13 protein-coding genes are annotated in these 14,367 nt (G+C 59.1%); 8 read left to right on the top strand and 5 right to left on the bottom strand.

Annotation, left to right across the window (positions count from 1 at the left end):
* Positions 1 to 2: 2 nt before the first annotated feature.
* Positions 3 to 1,520 (bottom strand): CHAD domain-containing protein, encoded by a 1,518-nt coding sequence (locus ACRZ9X_RS04955; protein WP_480516393.1) that lies wholly within the window; start codon positions 1,518 to 1,520, stop codon positions 3 to 5.
* Between the two features lie 253 nt (positions 1,521 to 1,773).
* On the opposite strand from ACRZ9X_RS04955, the gene ACRZ9X_RS04950 reads away from it, so the two are divergent.
* The gene (locus ACRZ9X_RS04950) at positions 1,774 to 2,121 is read left to right on the top strand and encodes a TfoX/Sxy family protein (protein WP_480516391.1); all 348 of its coding nucleotides are present in this window, start codon (positions 1,774 to 1,776) and stop codon (positions 2,119 to 2,121) included.
* A gap of 50 nt (positions 2,122 to 2,171) precedes the next feature.
* On the opposite strand, the gene ndk is transcribed toward ACRZ9X_RS04950, so the two are convergent.
* From ndk to ACRZ9X_RS04935, 3 genes are all read right to left on the bottom strand, one after another.
* Entirely contained in the window at positions 2,172 to 2,594 is a 423-nt protein-coding gene (ndk, locus tag ACRZ9X_RS04945) for a nucleoside-diphosphate kinase (protein WP_480516389.1), read from the bottom strand.
* 102 nt (positions 2,595 to 2,696) lie between these two features.
* On the bottom strand, positions 2,697 to 3,899 hold the full coding sequence (locus tag ACRZ9X_RS04940; protein ID WP_480516387.1) for a multidrug effflux MFS transporter: 1,203 nt from the start codon (positions 3,897 to 3,899) through the stop codon (positions 2,697 to 2,699).
* A gap of 95 nt (positions 3,900 to 3,994) precedes the next feature.
* A complete protein-coding gene (locus ACRZ9X_RS04935; protein WP_480516385.1) occupies positions 3,995 to 5,563 on the bottom strand; it encodes a DUF2235 domain-containing protein in 1,569 nt (522 codons plus the stop codon).
* Between the two features lie 143 nt (positions 5,564 to 5,706).
* Here ACRZ9X_RS04935 and ACRZ9X_RS04930 point away from each other — a divergent pair, with 143 nt between their 5' ends.
* From ACRZ9X_RS04930 to ACRZ9X_RS04900, 7 genes are all read left to right on the top strand, one after another.
* Complete coding sequence (locus ACRZ9X_RS04930; protein WP_480516589.1) at positions 5,707 to 7,560, top strand: ABC-F family ATP-binding cassette domain-containing protein; 1,854 nt, start codon at positions 5,707 to 5,709, stop codon at positions 7,558 to 7,560.
* Complete coding sequence (locus tag ACRZ9X_RS04925) at positions 7,557 to 8,177, top strand: MarC family protein (protein WP_480516383.1); 621 nt, start codon at positions 7,557 to 7,559, stop codon at positions 8,175 to 8,177. Before ACRZ9X_RS04930 ends, ACRZ9X_RS04925 begins: the two co-directional genes overlap by 4 nt.
* Before the next feature lie 41 nt (positions 8,178 to 8,218).
* Positions 8,219 to 8,800 (top strand): retropepsin-like aspartic protease family protein, encoded by a 582-nt coding sequence (locus tag ACRZ9X_RS04920; protein WP_480516381.1) that lies wholly within the window; start codon positions 8,219 to 8,221, stop codon positions 8,798 to 8,800.
* Between the two features lie 48 nt (positions 8,801 to 8,848).
* Positions 8,849 to 9,469: an ImuA family protein gene (locus ACRZ9X_RS04915; RefSeq protein ID WP_480516379.1), complete on the top strand. Its 621-nt coding sequence runs from the start codon at positions 8,849 to 8,851 to the stop codon at positions 9,467 to 9,469.
* Between the two features lie 65 nt (positions 9,470 to 9,534).
* Complete coding sequence (locus ACRZ9X_RS04910; protein ID WP_480516377.1) at positions 9,535 to 10,749, top strand: MFS transporter; 1,215 nt, start codon at positions 9,535 to 9,537, stop codon at positions 10,747 to 10,749.
* The gene (locus tag ACRZ9X_RS04905; RefSeq protein ID WP_480516375.1) at positions 10,746 to 11,342 is read left to right on the top strand and encodes a YceI family protein; all 597 of its coding nucleotides are present in this window, start codon (positions 10,746 to 10,748) and stop codon (positions 11,340 to 11,342) included. Before ACRZ9X_RS04910 ends, ACRZ9X_RS04905 begins: the two co-directional genes overlap by 4 nt.
* A 70-nt stretch (positions 11,343 to 11,412) precedes the next feature.
* Positions 11,413 to 12,633 (top strand): MFS transporter, encoded by a 1,221-nt coding sequence (locus ACRZ9X_RS04900; RefSeq protein WP_480516373.1) that lies wholly within the window; start codon positions 11,413 to 11,415, stop codon positions 12,631 to 12,633.
* 30 nt (positions 12,634 to 12,663) lie between these two features.
* Here ACRZ9X_RS04900 and ACRZ9X_RS04895 read toward each other — a convergent pair whose 3' ends face one another.
* On the bottom strand, positions 12,664 to 14,334 hold the full coding sequence (locus ACRZ9X_RS04895) for a flotillin family protein (protein WP_480516371.1): 1,671 nt from the start codon (positions 14,332 to 14,334) through the stop codon (positions 12,664 to 12,666).
* Positions 14,335 to 14,367 lie beyond the last annotated feature (33 nt).

Raw genomic sequence — 14,367 nt, 5'->3', positions numbered from 1 at the left:
CCTCAACGCTCCTTCCGGTGAAACAGGTCCTGAAACAATGCCCTGATTTTCTCGCTGTCAAAATGCGCGAAATTGGCCATCACGCGATCTCGCTCGGCGGCTTGTCTTTGGCTGAGCACTGCAATCAGGCCGCCAACAGCCAACGTCACTTGTATGTCCGCCTTTGTGTGCGTAGCAGACCGTTGGCTTACATACGTCATCAATGCGTCCTGCTGCACCGCATAGTCGTTAAAATAACCCAGGTTGTTTTGGAGCTTTTTCAAGGGTTTGATAATCGTCTTGAAAGCAGGCGCTTCGAATAACGGGGCAAAAAACTCCATCAGATAACGCAGTTTCTTGCAATCAATGCGCAAAGCATGAATGACGTCATCCGGTGTGTCCACCGTGATGCGGCGCGCAATTTTGCAAACTTTACGATAGCGTTTCCAGATCAGCGCGCAGGCGTAATCATAGGCGGCCCGGTCCGCATTTGGACCTGGCTCAAGGTGGTTCACATCGGCAAACAGCGCGGTCAGGTCGTCCATTTTTTGGGTATAAGCTTTGCTTTGCAAATGTCTGGACAGATTGATCAACTCGCGGTTCCGCTCGGCTTGAAACGCGCCGAACATCGCGTCGACCCCTGGATGAAGTTTTGATGGCACAAAATTGTAAAAACTGTCTTTTTCTAGCAGATACACATCCAGATCGCGCAACCGACCGGTTGCGGCCATCAAGTCAGAAAACTCTTGTTTCAACACCCGCGTTTGCTGCTCGGAAAAGACCCCTTTGAACAGGCTCAGAACCGAGCGGATGCGGCGCAGAGACACGCGGTAGTCGTGCAGGAATTCTGTGTCGATATCCGCGACGGCCCCCCATTCATTTTGCCGCGCAACCTTCAGAAAAACCTCTATAATATCCTTGGCCACCTGAATTGATGGTTCATCTGTGCTCATCACAATCTCGGGTTTGGGATTGTAAGGCATCACCGACGGAAAAAGGAGCTCGATGACGCGCCCCGCATCGCGTGTGGGCCGCATCCCGCGCAGCGCATCGCAAACAACCGCGCCGGATTTTTCGTATCCCCGCAGCGAATGGATCGAGACAACCGTGACCTGCCCATCAGATGAGGTAAGCGAAATCATCTCGCCCCGGACATGTATCTTTTGCAGATCATCCTGAACGACAAAAAGCGTCTGCTCTAGCTGACCCTCGCCCCAGCTTATCAGTGCACGCAGTTTGGGAACCCCACGGATTGCGTTCTTAACCGGGCCGTCAGGCAAGTTCTGCACGAATTGCCCCTTGGCTAGAATCGACTGGGTCAGAATTGGCCTTCCATCCTCAATCAGATGGGCCTCGCCGCCACTTTCCAGAAGAACCTGATTGGATTTTCGCAGGGACTGGTCGTGGCAATCCAACAGCTGGAACGGCTGTGGTGCCGTGCCGGTTTGCCGTTGAATGGTCAATGTGTTCAGGCGATCCGACAGCGCGCTCAGATTCAACGCCTGCGGGAAGACATAAACCGAACCGTGTCTTCCAGTCATGAGCCGCCCCTTCCTGATGACCCGAGGTTGTTCTCGGCCCGCACATCAATGGTAATCTGACCGCTGGCGCTTCCAAGCAGTCTGGTCAACAGGCGCTCCGTCTTTGGAAGGAAACGGTCATTTGATCACATGAGTACGCGTTTGGAATAAGCGTGCAAGTGGCATCTTCGACCCGTTGATCGGATCTCCAATCCGTCCGGTCCGATGAAACTGTCAGGTGACAGCGCCACGGCGCAGCGGTAAGACTGAGGGCATGTCTGATCCGGTCTCATCAATCCGCAATCTCGGCCCTGCATTCGAACAAGCCTGCACTCGTGCGGGCATCCATTCTGCGCAGGAATTGCGTGAACTGGGGGCGGATGCAGCATATGCCCGGCTGCTGCAATCCGGATCCCGCCCGCATTTCATCGGCTATTACGTTTTGGTGATGGGCCTTCAGGGACGCCCATGGAACGATTGTAAAGGCGATGAGAAAAAGGCGTTACGTCAAAGGTTTGACGCAATCAAATCAAGCACCATGGTCGCACCGAAAAACCAGATGATCTCGGAATTGGATGCGATTGGTGTTCGCATCTCGGCCAGTGACCTGGAAACTCAATAAAAAAGCCGTCCCCAACACGGGAACGGCTTGAAGCTTGGTTTTTTTGCGGCTTAGCCGACCAGTTCGATGCCCGAGAAGAAATATGCGATCTCAACCGCAGCCGTTTCCGGTGCGTCCGAACCGTGGACCGAGTTTTCACCAACCGATTCAGCGAACTCGGCGCGGATGGTGCCGGCTGCGGCGTCTGCGGGGTTGGTTGCGCCCATGACTTCGCGGTTCTTCGCAATGGCGCCTTCGCCTTCCAGAACCTGAACAACGACCGGTGCCGAAGACATGAATTCGCACAGTTCGTCATAGAACGGACGCTCGGCGTGAACTTCGTAGAACTTGCCTGCCTGCGCTTTGGTCATGTGGATGCGCTTTTGCGCGACGATGCGCAGGCCAGCCTCTTCAAACTTGGCATTGATCTTACCGGTCAGGTTACGGCGGGTTGCATCGGGTTTGATGATCGAGAATGTGCGTTCCAGTGCCATGTCGGCCTCTCCTTACTATAAGGCGCGACCCCCGCGCCGAAATCCATCGCGGGCCGCCTAGCATGGTCTGTCGCCTATGAAAAGCACTATGTGGGCCAAGGTTCAGATCGTATCCGGCAATGGATCTTGCAGGTCCACCCAACGAACGTAGAAGATGGCAACAAGACCCGCGAAACTGCTGACAAACATCATACCCAGAACCAGAAACGGGGCGTTGGCTGCGGTGACATATGTGCCTGTGGCAAAGGTCAGCACAGCGCCCAGTGCCACCGTCATCGCCCCGGACAGACCAGCCGCGCTGCCTGCCAACTGCGGGCGCACGGACATCAGACCCGCCGTTGCGTTGGCCACCGTCAATCCATTGCCGAACCCCACCAGAACGGCCGAACCAAAAAAGGTCCAGACATTGCCGAACCCGGCTGCAAAGCTCATCAACCCAAAAACCGGGCCGACCGAAGCAATTATTCGCCCCGCCAGAATCAGGGTATTCAGCCGGGTATGCCCCGCCATTCGTCCGGTCAGGTAACTGCCCGCCATAAAGCCCAATGTAATAATCCCGATCCCCAAGCCCAGCAGAGCCGGGTTCAGGTCAAACCACGTGGCCGCAACCAGCGGCGCGCCGGTAATGAAGGCGTAGAACCCCCCGATCGAGAACGCCGCACAGAACGAATACCCCCAGAACCTGCGAGAGTTGAACAGGTGCGGATACAGCCTCATCTGGGTGGCGAATGTGGCCGTGGTGTTTGTGTTGGTCTCACCCAGATCGACCCAGACCAGCGCCAGCAGGCTGGCTCCCATCAGGACATAAAGTGCAAACCCGGCCCGCCAACCGAACAGCATCTCAAGCACACCGCCCAGCATAGGGCCCAGCATCGGAGCCAGTGCCATGGCCATCGAGACATATCCCAGCTTGCTTGCAGCTTCGTTCGGCGGGTGCATGTCACGGATTGCCGCGCGGGCCAGTACCTGTCCCGCAATAACCGCGCCCTGCAACATTCGGAACCCGAGAAACACCCAGATCGACCCGGCAAGCGCGCATCCGATTGATGCCAGAACGAATATCCCCATGCAGATCAACAGAACCGGGCGACGTCCGTACCGGTCTGACAGCGGCCCCATGATCAGTTGCAGCACCGCCGACAACGCCAGATATCCCGCCACTGACAGATTGACCAACCCATAACTGGCCTCCAGGTCGGCGCCGATATGCGGCAGCGACGGCAGGAACATGTTCAGTGACAGCACCGACAGCGCCGTGATCAGAACCAATGTAATCAGTGATGGGGGCGACTGAGCCGCGCGCATGGGAATAGCCGTCTAAATATGCCAACCGGCACAGCGCTAACACATCATCCGCAAGATGAACATGGCCAGAACAGCATTGGACCTGATGCAGAGGGTCACTTTATGCGTTCAATTGTCAATTCGACGTGTCCCGAGTTGTTGCCATAGGTCGCCCAGGCGTCATTGGCGAAGGCGTACAGAAAGCCATCTTCCTTAGGGGTCAGTGTACAGCCTTCCCCGATTTCAAAATACTGGTGGGTATCCAGCTTCATGGAACCCGGGTCGACTCCTTTTCCATTCGACACCATCCCGATCAGCGAAAACCACGGGGCTTCGGAAAATCGTCTGGAAAACGAATTGTCCGCGTTTCGCGTCTGCCTGAACCGGCGCAGCGTCCTGCGGTAGGACTCGGGGATCTTGGCCAGAAGATAGGCGGCTTTGGCCGGTTTGAAGCCGGGATTTGCTCCGCGCGGTGAGGCTGTGATTCCCGCGTCCAGCCATTCCCCCCGCGCGGTCAGGGTGTATTCCTCGCCCTTTTGCACAAAAACACCTGTTCGGTTCCATCTTTCTCGTGCGCTGATCCGCAGAGTTACGGATGCATTCAGATCAAGATGGTCGCAAGGCCAGTAGTCCGGCTCACCCAGCGCAGGCAGGTTGTTGCGCGCAATCGCCTCGCCGCTGAGGCTGGACAGGTCGTCCCGGTGTGTGACGAAGCTGGGGGTTGAGCGTGGGCGGGTGCGGCGAAACCGGAACACGCCCGAGACGGAGTCGTGCAACAGTCCCTGCGGGTTCGCCGTCAACGCGGTTTTCGGGTCTCTGCGAAAATGCAGCCCCTCGTCTTCTGCCTCCATCATCATCCAGCGCAAAGTTGTGTCGCCTAGGCTGTGCTGTGCATACCCGCCCCCCACGTCACCATGCACACCGGGAAACCAGACCTGTTTCACGCGGCTTTCATCGATCTCGGTCCAAAGCGTTGGTGTAAAATCCAGTCGACGCTCATCTATCGCCACAGCGTGGCGGGCCTGTTTTACGCAATCTCCCAGCTTGGTGTCGTGAAACGCGTGTTTACGCGGATCGCCGATCAACGCATTCAGCAAACCCAGATCGTCCGGAACACCAAGCGAGCCGACCGTATCCCAGACCCCAAGAAAATGAATGTTGATTTCCCTGTAATCCAGTTGAGGCAGTGGTGTTTTCGAGTTTTTCAACCACACGTGCTTTTGCATAAAGCGCAGATCACCATCCCGCTTTTTTGCCTGATACCAAAGCAACGAGGCGGTGACCGCGTCCCATTTCTCTTTCTCTGCAAGTTCGGGATCGGTCAGATCGCACAACCCAATCTGACCCAGCATTCCCGCCAGGCTGCGCGCCGTATAGGCGCCACGGCTGAAACCAAGCAAATAGATATTGTCCTGCGGACCCTCGTAGGTTTCGGCCAGGAACTTGTACGCACTTTTGATGTCATCTTCGAGCCCAAGGCCAATCGCGCCCCCCAATGCGCGTTTCAGAAAACCCCCGCTGGTGCCCACGCCATTGCGGTAATAGGATTTTTGCGGAACTCCGTTCCCGTCCTGCTTGGCGACATCGGCATAGAATTTTCGTACATTGGTCGGGGCCGGCAGCCCATCATCGCTGTTATCCGCCGAATTCCAGGTTCCGTCGCAGCAGACAATGATGTTGGCCATGGCAGGAAACCTCCGAAATATATGCGGCTGTAAGACTGTTTTTGTGAATACAATAAAGCCTAACACGGCCGATCCGTCTTTCAAAACCTGTCTATGCCTTATGACGGATTGACCCGGCTTTCTGCTTGAGCCACACAGCCCCCATGCTACGGATCGAAGACATCACCTATGCCGTCGAAGGCCGTCCCCTGTTCGACGGGGCCAGCGCGACTATTCCCGATGGCCACAAGGTCGGCCTTGTGGGTCGCAACGGGACCGGCAAAACCACGTTGTTCCGCCTGATCCGGGGTGAGTTGTCGTTGGAATCGGGCAATATCGCCGTTCCCAAACGCGCGCGCATCGGGGGTGTGGCGCAAGAGGTCCCCTCGTCCGATGTCTCGCTGATCAATACCGTTCTGGCCGCCGATACCGAACGCAGTTCCCTGTTGGCTGAGGCCGAAAGCGCCACCGACCCTGCCCGCATCGCCGAGATCCAGACCCGGCTGGCGGATATCGATGCCTGGTCGGCCGAGGCGCGTGCGGCCTCGATCCTCAAAGGTCTGGGGTTTGATGACGAAGATCAGCTGAAACCCTGTTCGGATTTCTCGGGTGGCTGGCGAATGCGTGTCGCTTTGGCGGCGGTGCTGTTTGCGCAGCCCGACCTGCTGCTGCTGGATGAACCAACCAACTATCTCGACCTCGAGGGCGCGCTTTGGCTGGAAAGCTATCTGGCCAAGTACCCTCACACGGTCATCATCATCAGCCACGACCGGGGACTGCTGAACCGCGCTGTGGGGTCGATCCTGCATCTGGAAGATCGCAAGCTCACCTATTACGCGGTGCCTTACGACAAATTCGCCGAGCGCCGTGCCGAACGTCTGGCGCAGGCGGAATCGGAAAACGCCAAAGCCAAGGCCCGCATCGCCCATCTGCAAAGCTATGTGGACCGGTTTCGCTATAAGGCGTCGAAGGCCGTTCAGGCCCAGTCGCGCCTGAAGATGATCGAACGCATCCAGTTGGTCTCAACCCCGCAAGAGGCCGCCCTGCGCGCGTTTTCCTTCCCCGAACCCGAGGAATTGTCACCCCCGATCATTCAGATCGAAGGTGGCGTGACCGGGTATGGCGAAACCGAAGTGCTGCGCCGCCTGAACCTGCGCATCGATCAGGATGATCGGATCGCATTGCTGGGTAAGAACGGCCAGGGCAAGTCCACGCTGTCCAAGCTGCTGTCGGACCGCCTGCCGCTGATGGCGGGCAAGATGACACGCAGCAACAAGCTGCGCATCGGGTATTTCGCGCAGCATCAGGTGGATGAGCTTTACGTTGACGAAACACCGCTGGACCATTTGCGCCGCCTGCGCCCGGATGAGGCTCCGGGCAAGTGGCGCTCGCGTCTTGCCGGGTTCGGATTGAATGCAGATCAAGCCGAAACAGTGGTTGGCCGCCTGTCGGGCGGGCAAAAGGCTCGGCTGTCGCTGCTGATCGCCACCATCGACGCGCCGCATATGCTGATCCTCGACGAGCCGACCAACCATTTGGACATCGAAAGCCGCGAGGCGCTGGTCGAGGCGTTGACCGCCTATTCCGGTGCAGTGGTTCTGGTCAGCCACGATATGCACCTGCTGTCGCTGGTGGCCGACCGGCTGTGGCTTGTTTCCGAAGGTACCGTCAAACCTTTTGACGGCGATCTCGAAGCCTATCGCAACCTTCTGCTGGCGCGCGAAAAGCCGGTGAAAGAAAAGCCAAAGGCAGCCAAGCCAAAACGCCCCTCGCGCGATACGTTACTGGCGTTGCGCGCCGATCTACGTAAGTGCGAAGACCGGATCGAGAAACTATCGGACATGCACGAGAAGCTGTCGGCCAAGCTGGCCGATCCGGCATTGTATGAAGATGACCGTGTCAACGATCTGGAAACCTGGAACCGCAAGTTCGCCGAAGTGGTCGAGGCCATGCAAAAGGCCGAGGCCCTTTGGGTGGCCGCCGCCGAACGGCTTGAACAGGCAGAGAAAGCAGCATGATGGACAGCCTATTTCTGATCACCGCATTCACAACGCTGTTTGTGGTTCTCGATCCACCCGCCCAGACACCGATCTTTGTGGCACTGACGCAGGGCATGGACTGGCACACCCGACGCTCGATTGCGATCAGGGCGTGCCTGACGGCGGGTATCATACTGGCCGTTTTCGCAGCCTTCGGCGAGGCCGTTCTGGGTTTTGTCGGCATCTCGATGGAAGCCTTCCGGGTGGCCGGTGGTGTGCTGCTGTTTCTGACCGCGCTGGATATGTTGTTCGAGCGGCGGACAAAGCGGCGCGAAAACAGTGCCGAAGAAGAAGAACACCCCGACCCTTCGGTCTTTCCTCTGGCAATTCCTCTGATTGCCGGTCCCGGTGCGATTGCCACCATGATCCTGCTGGCCGGACAACAGCCCGGAATTCAGGGGCTGGCAGTTGTCATCGGCGTCATGCTGGTCGTTCTGGCGATGGTGTTCGTGATGTATCTGTCATCCGGCGCCGTGGCGCGCGTACTGGGCAAAACCGGCCTGAACGTGCTGACCCGGTTGCTGGGCATGCTGCTGGCTGCACTGTCGGTTCAGTTCATTCTTGACGGTCTCAAGGCCTTTGGTTTTGCATCCTGAATCCCCATATACCTGTCGGGGTTATTGGTTAGGGTAGCAGCATGGATGGCGACAACATTGCGCGTTTGGCATATTTGAGCCTGCTTGGGGCGGCTGTGGTGGCGTGGTTTGTCTCGCAGAACCGTCAGAATCTGAACAAGACGCTGCAACAGGCGATGGCCTGGGTGTTCATTTTTATCGGCGTTATCGCTGTGGTTGGATTGTGGGAAGATATCCGAACCACCGTGGCCCCTGTCCCGCAGATGACAGTAACGGGTCAGACAATCCAGGTGCCCCGCGCACCGGACGGTCATTACTATTTGCCGGTCGAGGTAAATGGCGAAACGATCAACTTTCTGGTCGATACCGGTGCCAGCCAGATTGTTCTGAGCGCGCGGGACGCCGAGCGCATTGGGATCGATCCCGACCAGTTGAATTATTTCGGCCGCGCGCTCACCGCGAATGGCGAGGTCCGGACCGCTCCGGTGCGACTGGAGACGCTGACGCTGGGGCCGATTACGGACCGCAATGTCCCGGCATCGATCAACGAGGGTGACTTGCACCAGTCGCTGCTGGGGATGGATTACCTGCACCGGTTCTCGAATATCCAGTTCGCCGAGGGTCGTCTGGTCTTGTCGCGCTGACGGCATTTCCAGATTGAGAACAAAATGAGAACATGCTAATCTGACGGCATGTCCACAAATCTTCTTGGCCGCAAACCCGCGCGTGCCGCACCAGGGCTGGTGCTGCATCCTCAGATCACCCTGCAACTGGCCCGCGTGCACGAGGCTTGCGGCCCTGCCCGGCGCAGCTTTGCCATGTGGCTGGCCGGTCAGGCGCAGGGTCAGGTCCTGTGGATTTCCCCCGCGTGGGAGCCTGGTCAGTTGAACCCCGACGGGATGATGCCCTTCGCCGATCCTGCCCGGTTCCTCTTTGTCCGCCCCACCCGGCCCGAGGACCTTCTGTGGTGCATGGAGGAGGCGCTGCGCAGCGGGGCGATCCCGCTGGTCATCGGCGATCTGCCCCGTGCGCCGGGGCTGACGCCGGTCCGGCGGATGCATCTGGCCGCCGAACAGGGCGGCGCGATGGGACGTGCTCCGCTGGGCTTGCTGCTGACACCCGGAGATGGCGGCGCGCAGGGGGTTGAGACGCGCTGGCACATGGCTGCCGATCATGCCGGAGAGGCCCGCTGCTGGACCCTGACCCGCCGCCGCGCCCGCGCCCTGCCCCCGGTCAGCTGGCAGGCCACCCAGACCAAGCCACGCGCCGGGCTGAACCTGCAAAGGATCGGGGTTGACGCGGCTTTGGCGTGACACTCTTCAGGTGATCACGCAAGATGTGACTGGCCAAAGACCCGGCCCCGCCCTAGCGTTCCGGGATGACCCACGCAATCCACGATAGCCGCTATTCCTGGCTGCGCCTTCTGATCACGCTCGCCATTGCAACGGTGGCGAATGTGGGCATGTGGGCGGTGATCGTGGTGATGCCTGCCATCGAAGCACAGTTCGACGCGGGCCGCGCAGCCGCGTCGATGCCCTACGTTCTGACAATGATCGGCTTTGCGCTGGGGAACATGTGGCTGGGGCAACTGGTCGACCGGCTGGGCGTGACCAAGGCCCTGATCGGGGCCGCCGTCCTGAGTGCAATAAGCTATCTTCTGGTGGCGCTGGCCCCGAACATGACAATGCTGTCGCTGGCGCATCTGTTTCTGGGGCTCGGCACCTCGATCGGGTTCGGGCCGCTGATCGCCGATATCTCGCACTGGTTCATGAAACGGCGCGGCATCGCGGTCGCACTGGTGGCCAGTGGGAACTATCTGTCCGGAGCAATCTGGCCCACCCTGCTGTCGGGCATTCTGGCACGCGACGGCTGGCAGCAGGTCTATCTGACTTTGGCCGTCATCACGCTGATTGTGGTCGTCCCCCTGTCTCTGCTTTTGCGCCGAAACGTCCCCCCCGAGGCGCATCAGACTGCCGCCACAAACGCGCAGATCAACGCCAGCAGCGTCGGAATCTCGCCCCGCGCACTGCAGTATATCCTGGGTCTCGCCGGGATCGGTTGTTGCGTGGCGATGTCGATGCCACAGGTTCATATCGTCTCGTATTGCGTCGGGCTGGGCTATGGCCCCGCCGTCGGGGCCGAGATGCTGTCGCTGATGTTGCTGGGCGGCGTGGTCAGCCGTGTCATCTCGGGAATGGTGGCCGATAAGCTGGGCGGGTTGATGACTTTGCTGATCGGGTCGATCCTTCAATGCATCGCCTTGTTCCTGTTCCTGCCCTACGACGGGATGGTCTCACTTTACATCATCAGCCTGATGTTCGGATTGGCACAGGGCGGTATCGTGCCCAGTTATGCGCTGGTCGTACGGGAATACATGCCCCCGCAAGAGGCCGGTGCCCGCGTCGGGTTTGTCATGATGATGACCATCATGGGCATGGCATTGGGCGGCTGGATGTCCGGCTGGATTTACGACTTAACCGGAAATTATCAATTGGCCTTTATCAATGGCATCCTTTGGAACGGGATCAACATCGCAATCCTGCTGATGCTGTTGAAACGGTCGCGTCCCCGCAGGCAAGAGGTTCTGGCATGACTTCAACCACACGACGCACGCTGTTGGCCGGGCTTGCCGCTCTGGCGCTGACCGGCCCGGGTCTGGCCGCGCCACTGGCTTACGAGCTGGTGCAGGATGAGACCTCGGTTGATTTCACCTTTGACGTCTCGGGCATCGCCCAGTCGGGAACCATGCCGATCAAATCCGCCGACATCCAGATCGATCTGAACGATCTGCTCAACAGCCGCGTTGATGTGGTCCTGAATGTCGCCAAAGCCCGCACCAGACTGCCTTTCGCGCGCAAACCGATGCTGAGTGAAAGCGTTCTGCACGCCGAAGGGTTTCCGACGATCCAGTTTGTCTCGACCGGTGTGCAACTTGGTGAAGACGGGCGAATATCCGGCGGGGCGAAGATCAGCGGAGATCTGACCGTGCGCGGCGTCACACGCCCGATTGTTCTGAAAGCCGATCTGTACCGCCCGCCGGGCAGTACGTCGGATAACCTGGATGACCTGTCCATTCGCCTGACCGGAGCGCTGAACCGGCATGACTTCGGCGCGTCCGGCTATGCTGATCTGGTACAGGACACCGTGGGGCTGGACATCCGGGCCGAAATCAAAAAGGCCGAATAGGCCAAAAACGACGCGAGAAAGTCGATAAGCCGCGCGCATCGGCAGGGTGATGCGGCAAGCTTAACCCATTATGCGTACGATTATTTCCTTCGCTGCCCTGTTTCTCTCGGTCATTCTGCTGCAATTGTCGACGGGCGGAGTTGGTCCGTTGGATGCGATCTCGGGCCTGACACTTCAGTTCTCGACGGAACAGATCGGTCTGTTGGGGTCGGCGCATTTTCTGGGTTTCTTCATCGGCTGCTGGTGGGCCCCACGCCTGATGGGCAATGTGGGCCATTCCCGGGCTTTTGCGGTCTGCACCGCGCTGGGCGCGATGGGGCTGCTGGGGCATACATTGACAGACGATCCCCGTAATTGGGCAGTCCTTCGGATTGCCTCGGGCACCTGCGTTGCGGGATGCTATACGGTGATCGAGGCTTGGCTGAACGCCAAGGTGACCAATGAAACCCGCGGGCGTGCGATGGGCACCTATCGGATCGCCGATATGGGTGCCTCGCTTTGCGCGCAGCTGATCATCGCAGTACTGCCGCCTGCCTCTTATGTGTCGTATAACATTCTGGCGATCCTGTGCTGTGCCTCGCTGTTGCCGCTGACCTTGACACGGGCCAGCCAACCCAAAACCCCGGACGCACCGCGCCTGAGACCCAGGCTTGCATGGCACAGCTCTCCTCTGGCCGTGGCGGGTGTGATCGTCGCAGCGCTCAGCTCGGCCTCCATGCGTATGGTAGGGCCGGTTTATGGGCAAGAGGTCGGCCTGGGCGTTGATCAGATCGCGTTTTTTCTTGCGTCTTTTGTTCTGGGCGGCGCGCTGGCACAGTATCCGCTGGGCTGGCTGGCCGATAAATATGACCGTCGTTGGGTCTTGATCTGGCTGTCCGCAGCCGCGGTTCTCAGCTGCGGCATTACCATGCTGGCCAGTTCGGCAGGAACGGTCGGCGTCATGCTGGCCGCCGGGTTCTTCGGGCTGACCACTTTCCCGATCTTCTCGGTTTCGTCAGCGCACGCAAACGACTTTGCCACGACCGAGCAGCGGGTCGAGCTTTCCGCTGCTCTGATGTTCTGGTACGCGTTGGGGGCGATCGCCTCGCCCTATGTTTCGTCCTCACTGATCCAGCAGTATGGACCCGGAGCGCTGTTTGCCTTTGTCGCGTTGGGTCATGTTTTCCTGATTGTGTTTGGACTGGCCCGAATGCGGTCGCGCCCCACACCAGACGAACGCACCAATTATGTCTATGCCCCGCGCACGTCCTTTACTATCGGGCGCTTGCTGAAACGATCGCGCGAAGAATAAAGGGCCGGGAAATCCCGGCCCTTGCTTTGGTTATTGGGTCGGAGGCATCTCATCCTCCAGCACCTCAACGGTGTCGGCCGGGTCGGGCGTTGCATCCAGCGCCCCGTTGACCACGCCACCAACGCCATTCTCCATCGACAGGCCCAGTTCCTCGCCCAGTTTCTTGAGCGCGGGCATCTGCACCGCCATCCCCATGATCGAATCCAGAGCTTGATTGACCACCGGCTTGTCTCCGCCCGATGCACTGCCACCAGTCGTACCACCAATACCACCAACCTGATGGATCTTGATCGAGTCGATCTTCTCAGCCGGTTTGACCATTTCCGAGATGATAGAGGGCATAGTCTCGATCCGTGCCAGATCCACCTTCATGCGGATCTGAGCGGACGACAGAGCGTTGTCAGCCTCGACAATCGCACGCTTACCTTCCGCTTCGGCCAGCATGTCGTTCTTCTTGGCCTCCGCGCGAATATTCAGCGCATCCGCTTCGGCCTGAGCTTCCTCACGGCGCGCTTCGGCGCGGTCGGCAGCGGCCTCTTTCTCGGCCTGCGCGGCCAGACGGATCGCGGTGGCCTGACGTTCGGCTTCACGGGTCGCTTCGATCAGAACGATCTGCTTCTGACGCTCGGCCTCAGCCACTTCACGCGCAGTCGCCACGGCTTCGGTCGCCTTGGTCGCCTCGGCGCGGGCCAGATCAGCAGAGGCACGCGCGCGGCTTTCCTCTTCGGATTTCTGCGCGATGATGATCTGACGTTCCTGTTCGGCCACTTCGATCTCACGCTCTTTGGCGATCTCGGCGTCGCGGATTTTGCGCTCCCGCTCAATCTCAGCCGCACGAATGGCCTCTTCACGCGCGATCCGGGCGCGCTCGGTTTCACGGACCGAGTCCTCGGTCCGCGCCGCGATCTCGGCCTCTTGCGCCACGCGCAGGGTTTCGACCTTCTGCGTCTGCTCAATCCGCGCCTGCGCTTCGTCCTGTTCGATCAGCAACTTCTGGCGCTCAGCCTCCATCGCGGCGCGGCGCACTTCGACCTCGGCCTCGGCATCAATCTGGGCGCGTTCTTTCTTGGAAACCGCGATCACCTCGGCCAGTTTACGCATACCAACGGCGTTAAACGCGTTGTTCTCGTCCAGAGCTTCGAACGGCGTCTGGTCCAGCGCAGTCAAAGAGACAGATTCCAGCGACAGACCGTTTTTCAACAGATCCTCAGACACCGCATTCTGCACCTCCTGCACAAAGTCGGCGCGGTTTTCATGCAGACCGTCCATGGTCATCTGAGCGGCCACGGCGCGCAGACCATCGATCAGCTTGCCCTCGATCATCTCGCGCAGTTGCTCGACGTCGAAGGTGCGATCACCCAGCGTTTGGGCTGCGCGCGCGATCCCCTCTTCGGTGGCCATGACCGAGACGTAGAATTCAACGCCAACATCCACGCGCATCCGGTCTTTGGTAATCAGGGCAGCCTCGCCGCTGCGCTGCACTTCAAGGCGCAGGGTCTTCATGTTGACCGGGCTCACCTCATGCAACAGCGGCACAATGATGACGCCACCATCCATGATGACTTTCTTGCCGCCTGCTCCGGTTTTGACCAGGCTGACTTCGCGGGTCGCGCGACGATAGAGACGGCCCAGCACAAGACCGATGAATAAAAGTACCGCTAAAATGGTCACAACTGTGACGGCCAGGAATTGAAGTTCCATGCAAATCCTCCTTCTTGGGGTTAAAAAAACTTG

It is taken from the genome of Ruegeria sp. AL1 (genome assembly GCF_056540905.1).
Note: the sequence above shows the minus strand (reverse complement) of the source record. Positions and strands in the feature narration are given on the sequence as shown.

Coding starts and splice junctions, on each gene's coding strand:
- ACRZ9X_RS04915 (WP_480516379.1), top strand. CDS start 8,849: ATGTCCACAAATCTTCTTGGCCGCAAACCCGCGCGTGCCGCACCAGGG.
- ACRZ9X_RS04895 (WP_480516371.1), bottom strand. CDS start 14,334: ATGGAACTTCAATTCCTGGCCGTCACAGTTGTGACCATTTTAGCGGTA.
- ndk (WP_480516389.1), bottom strand. CDS start 2,594: ATGGCACTGGAACGCACATTCTCGATCATCAAACCCGATGCAACCCGC.
- ACRZ9X_RS04930 (WP_480516589.1), top strand. CDS start 5,707: ATGCTACGGATCGAAGACATCACCTATGCCGTCGAAGGCCGTCCCCTG.
- ACRZ9X_RS04940 (WP_480516387.1), bottom strand. CDS start 3,899: ATGCGCGCGGCTCAGTCGCCCCCATCACTGATTACATTGGTTCTGATC.
- ACRZ9X_RS04955 (WP_480516393.1), bottom strand. CDS start 1,520: ATGACTGGAAGACACGGTTCGGTTTATGTCTTCCCGCAGGCGTTGAAT.
- ACRZ9X_RS04950 (WP_480516391.1), top strand. CDS start 1,774: ATGTCTGATCCGGTCTCATCAATCCGCAATCTCGGCCCTGCATTCGAA.
- ACRZ9X_RS04910 (WP_480516377.1), top strand. CDS start 9,535: ATGACCCACGCAATCCACGATAGCCGCTATTCCTGGCTGCGCCTTCTG.
- ACRZ9X_RS04900 (WP_480516373.1), top strand. CDS start 11,413: ATGCGTACGATTATTTCCTTCGCTGCCCTGTTTCTCTCGGTCATTCTG.
- ACRZ9X_RS04905 (WP_480516375.1), top strand. CDS start 10,746: ATGACTTCAACCACACGACGCACGCTGTTGGCCGGGCTTGCCGCTCTG.
- ACRZ9X_RS04935 (WP_480516385.1), bottom strand. CDS start 5,563: ATGGCCAACATCATTGTCTGCTGCGACGGAACCTGGAATTCGGCGGAT.
- ACRZ9X_RS04920 (WP_480516381.1), top strand. CDS start 8,219: ATGGATGGCGACAACATTGCGCGTTTGGCATATTTGAGCCTGCTTGGG.
- ACRZ9X_RS04925 (WP_480516383.1), top strand. CDS start 7,557: ATGATGGACAGCCTATTTCTGATCACCGCATTCACAACGCTGTTTGTG.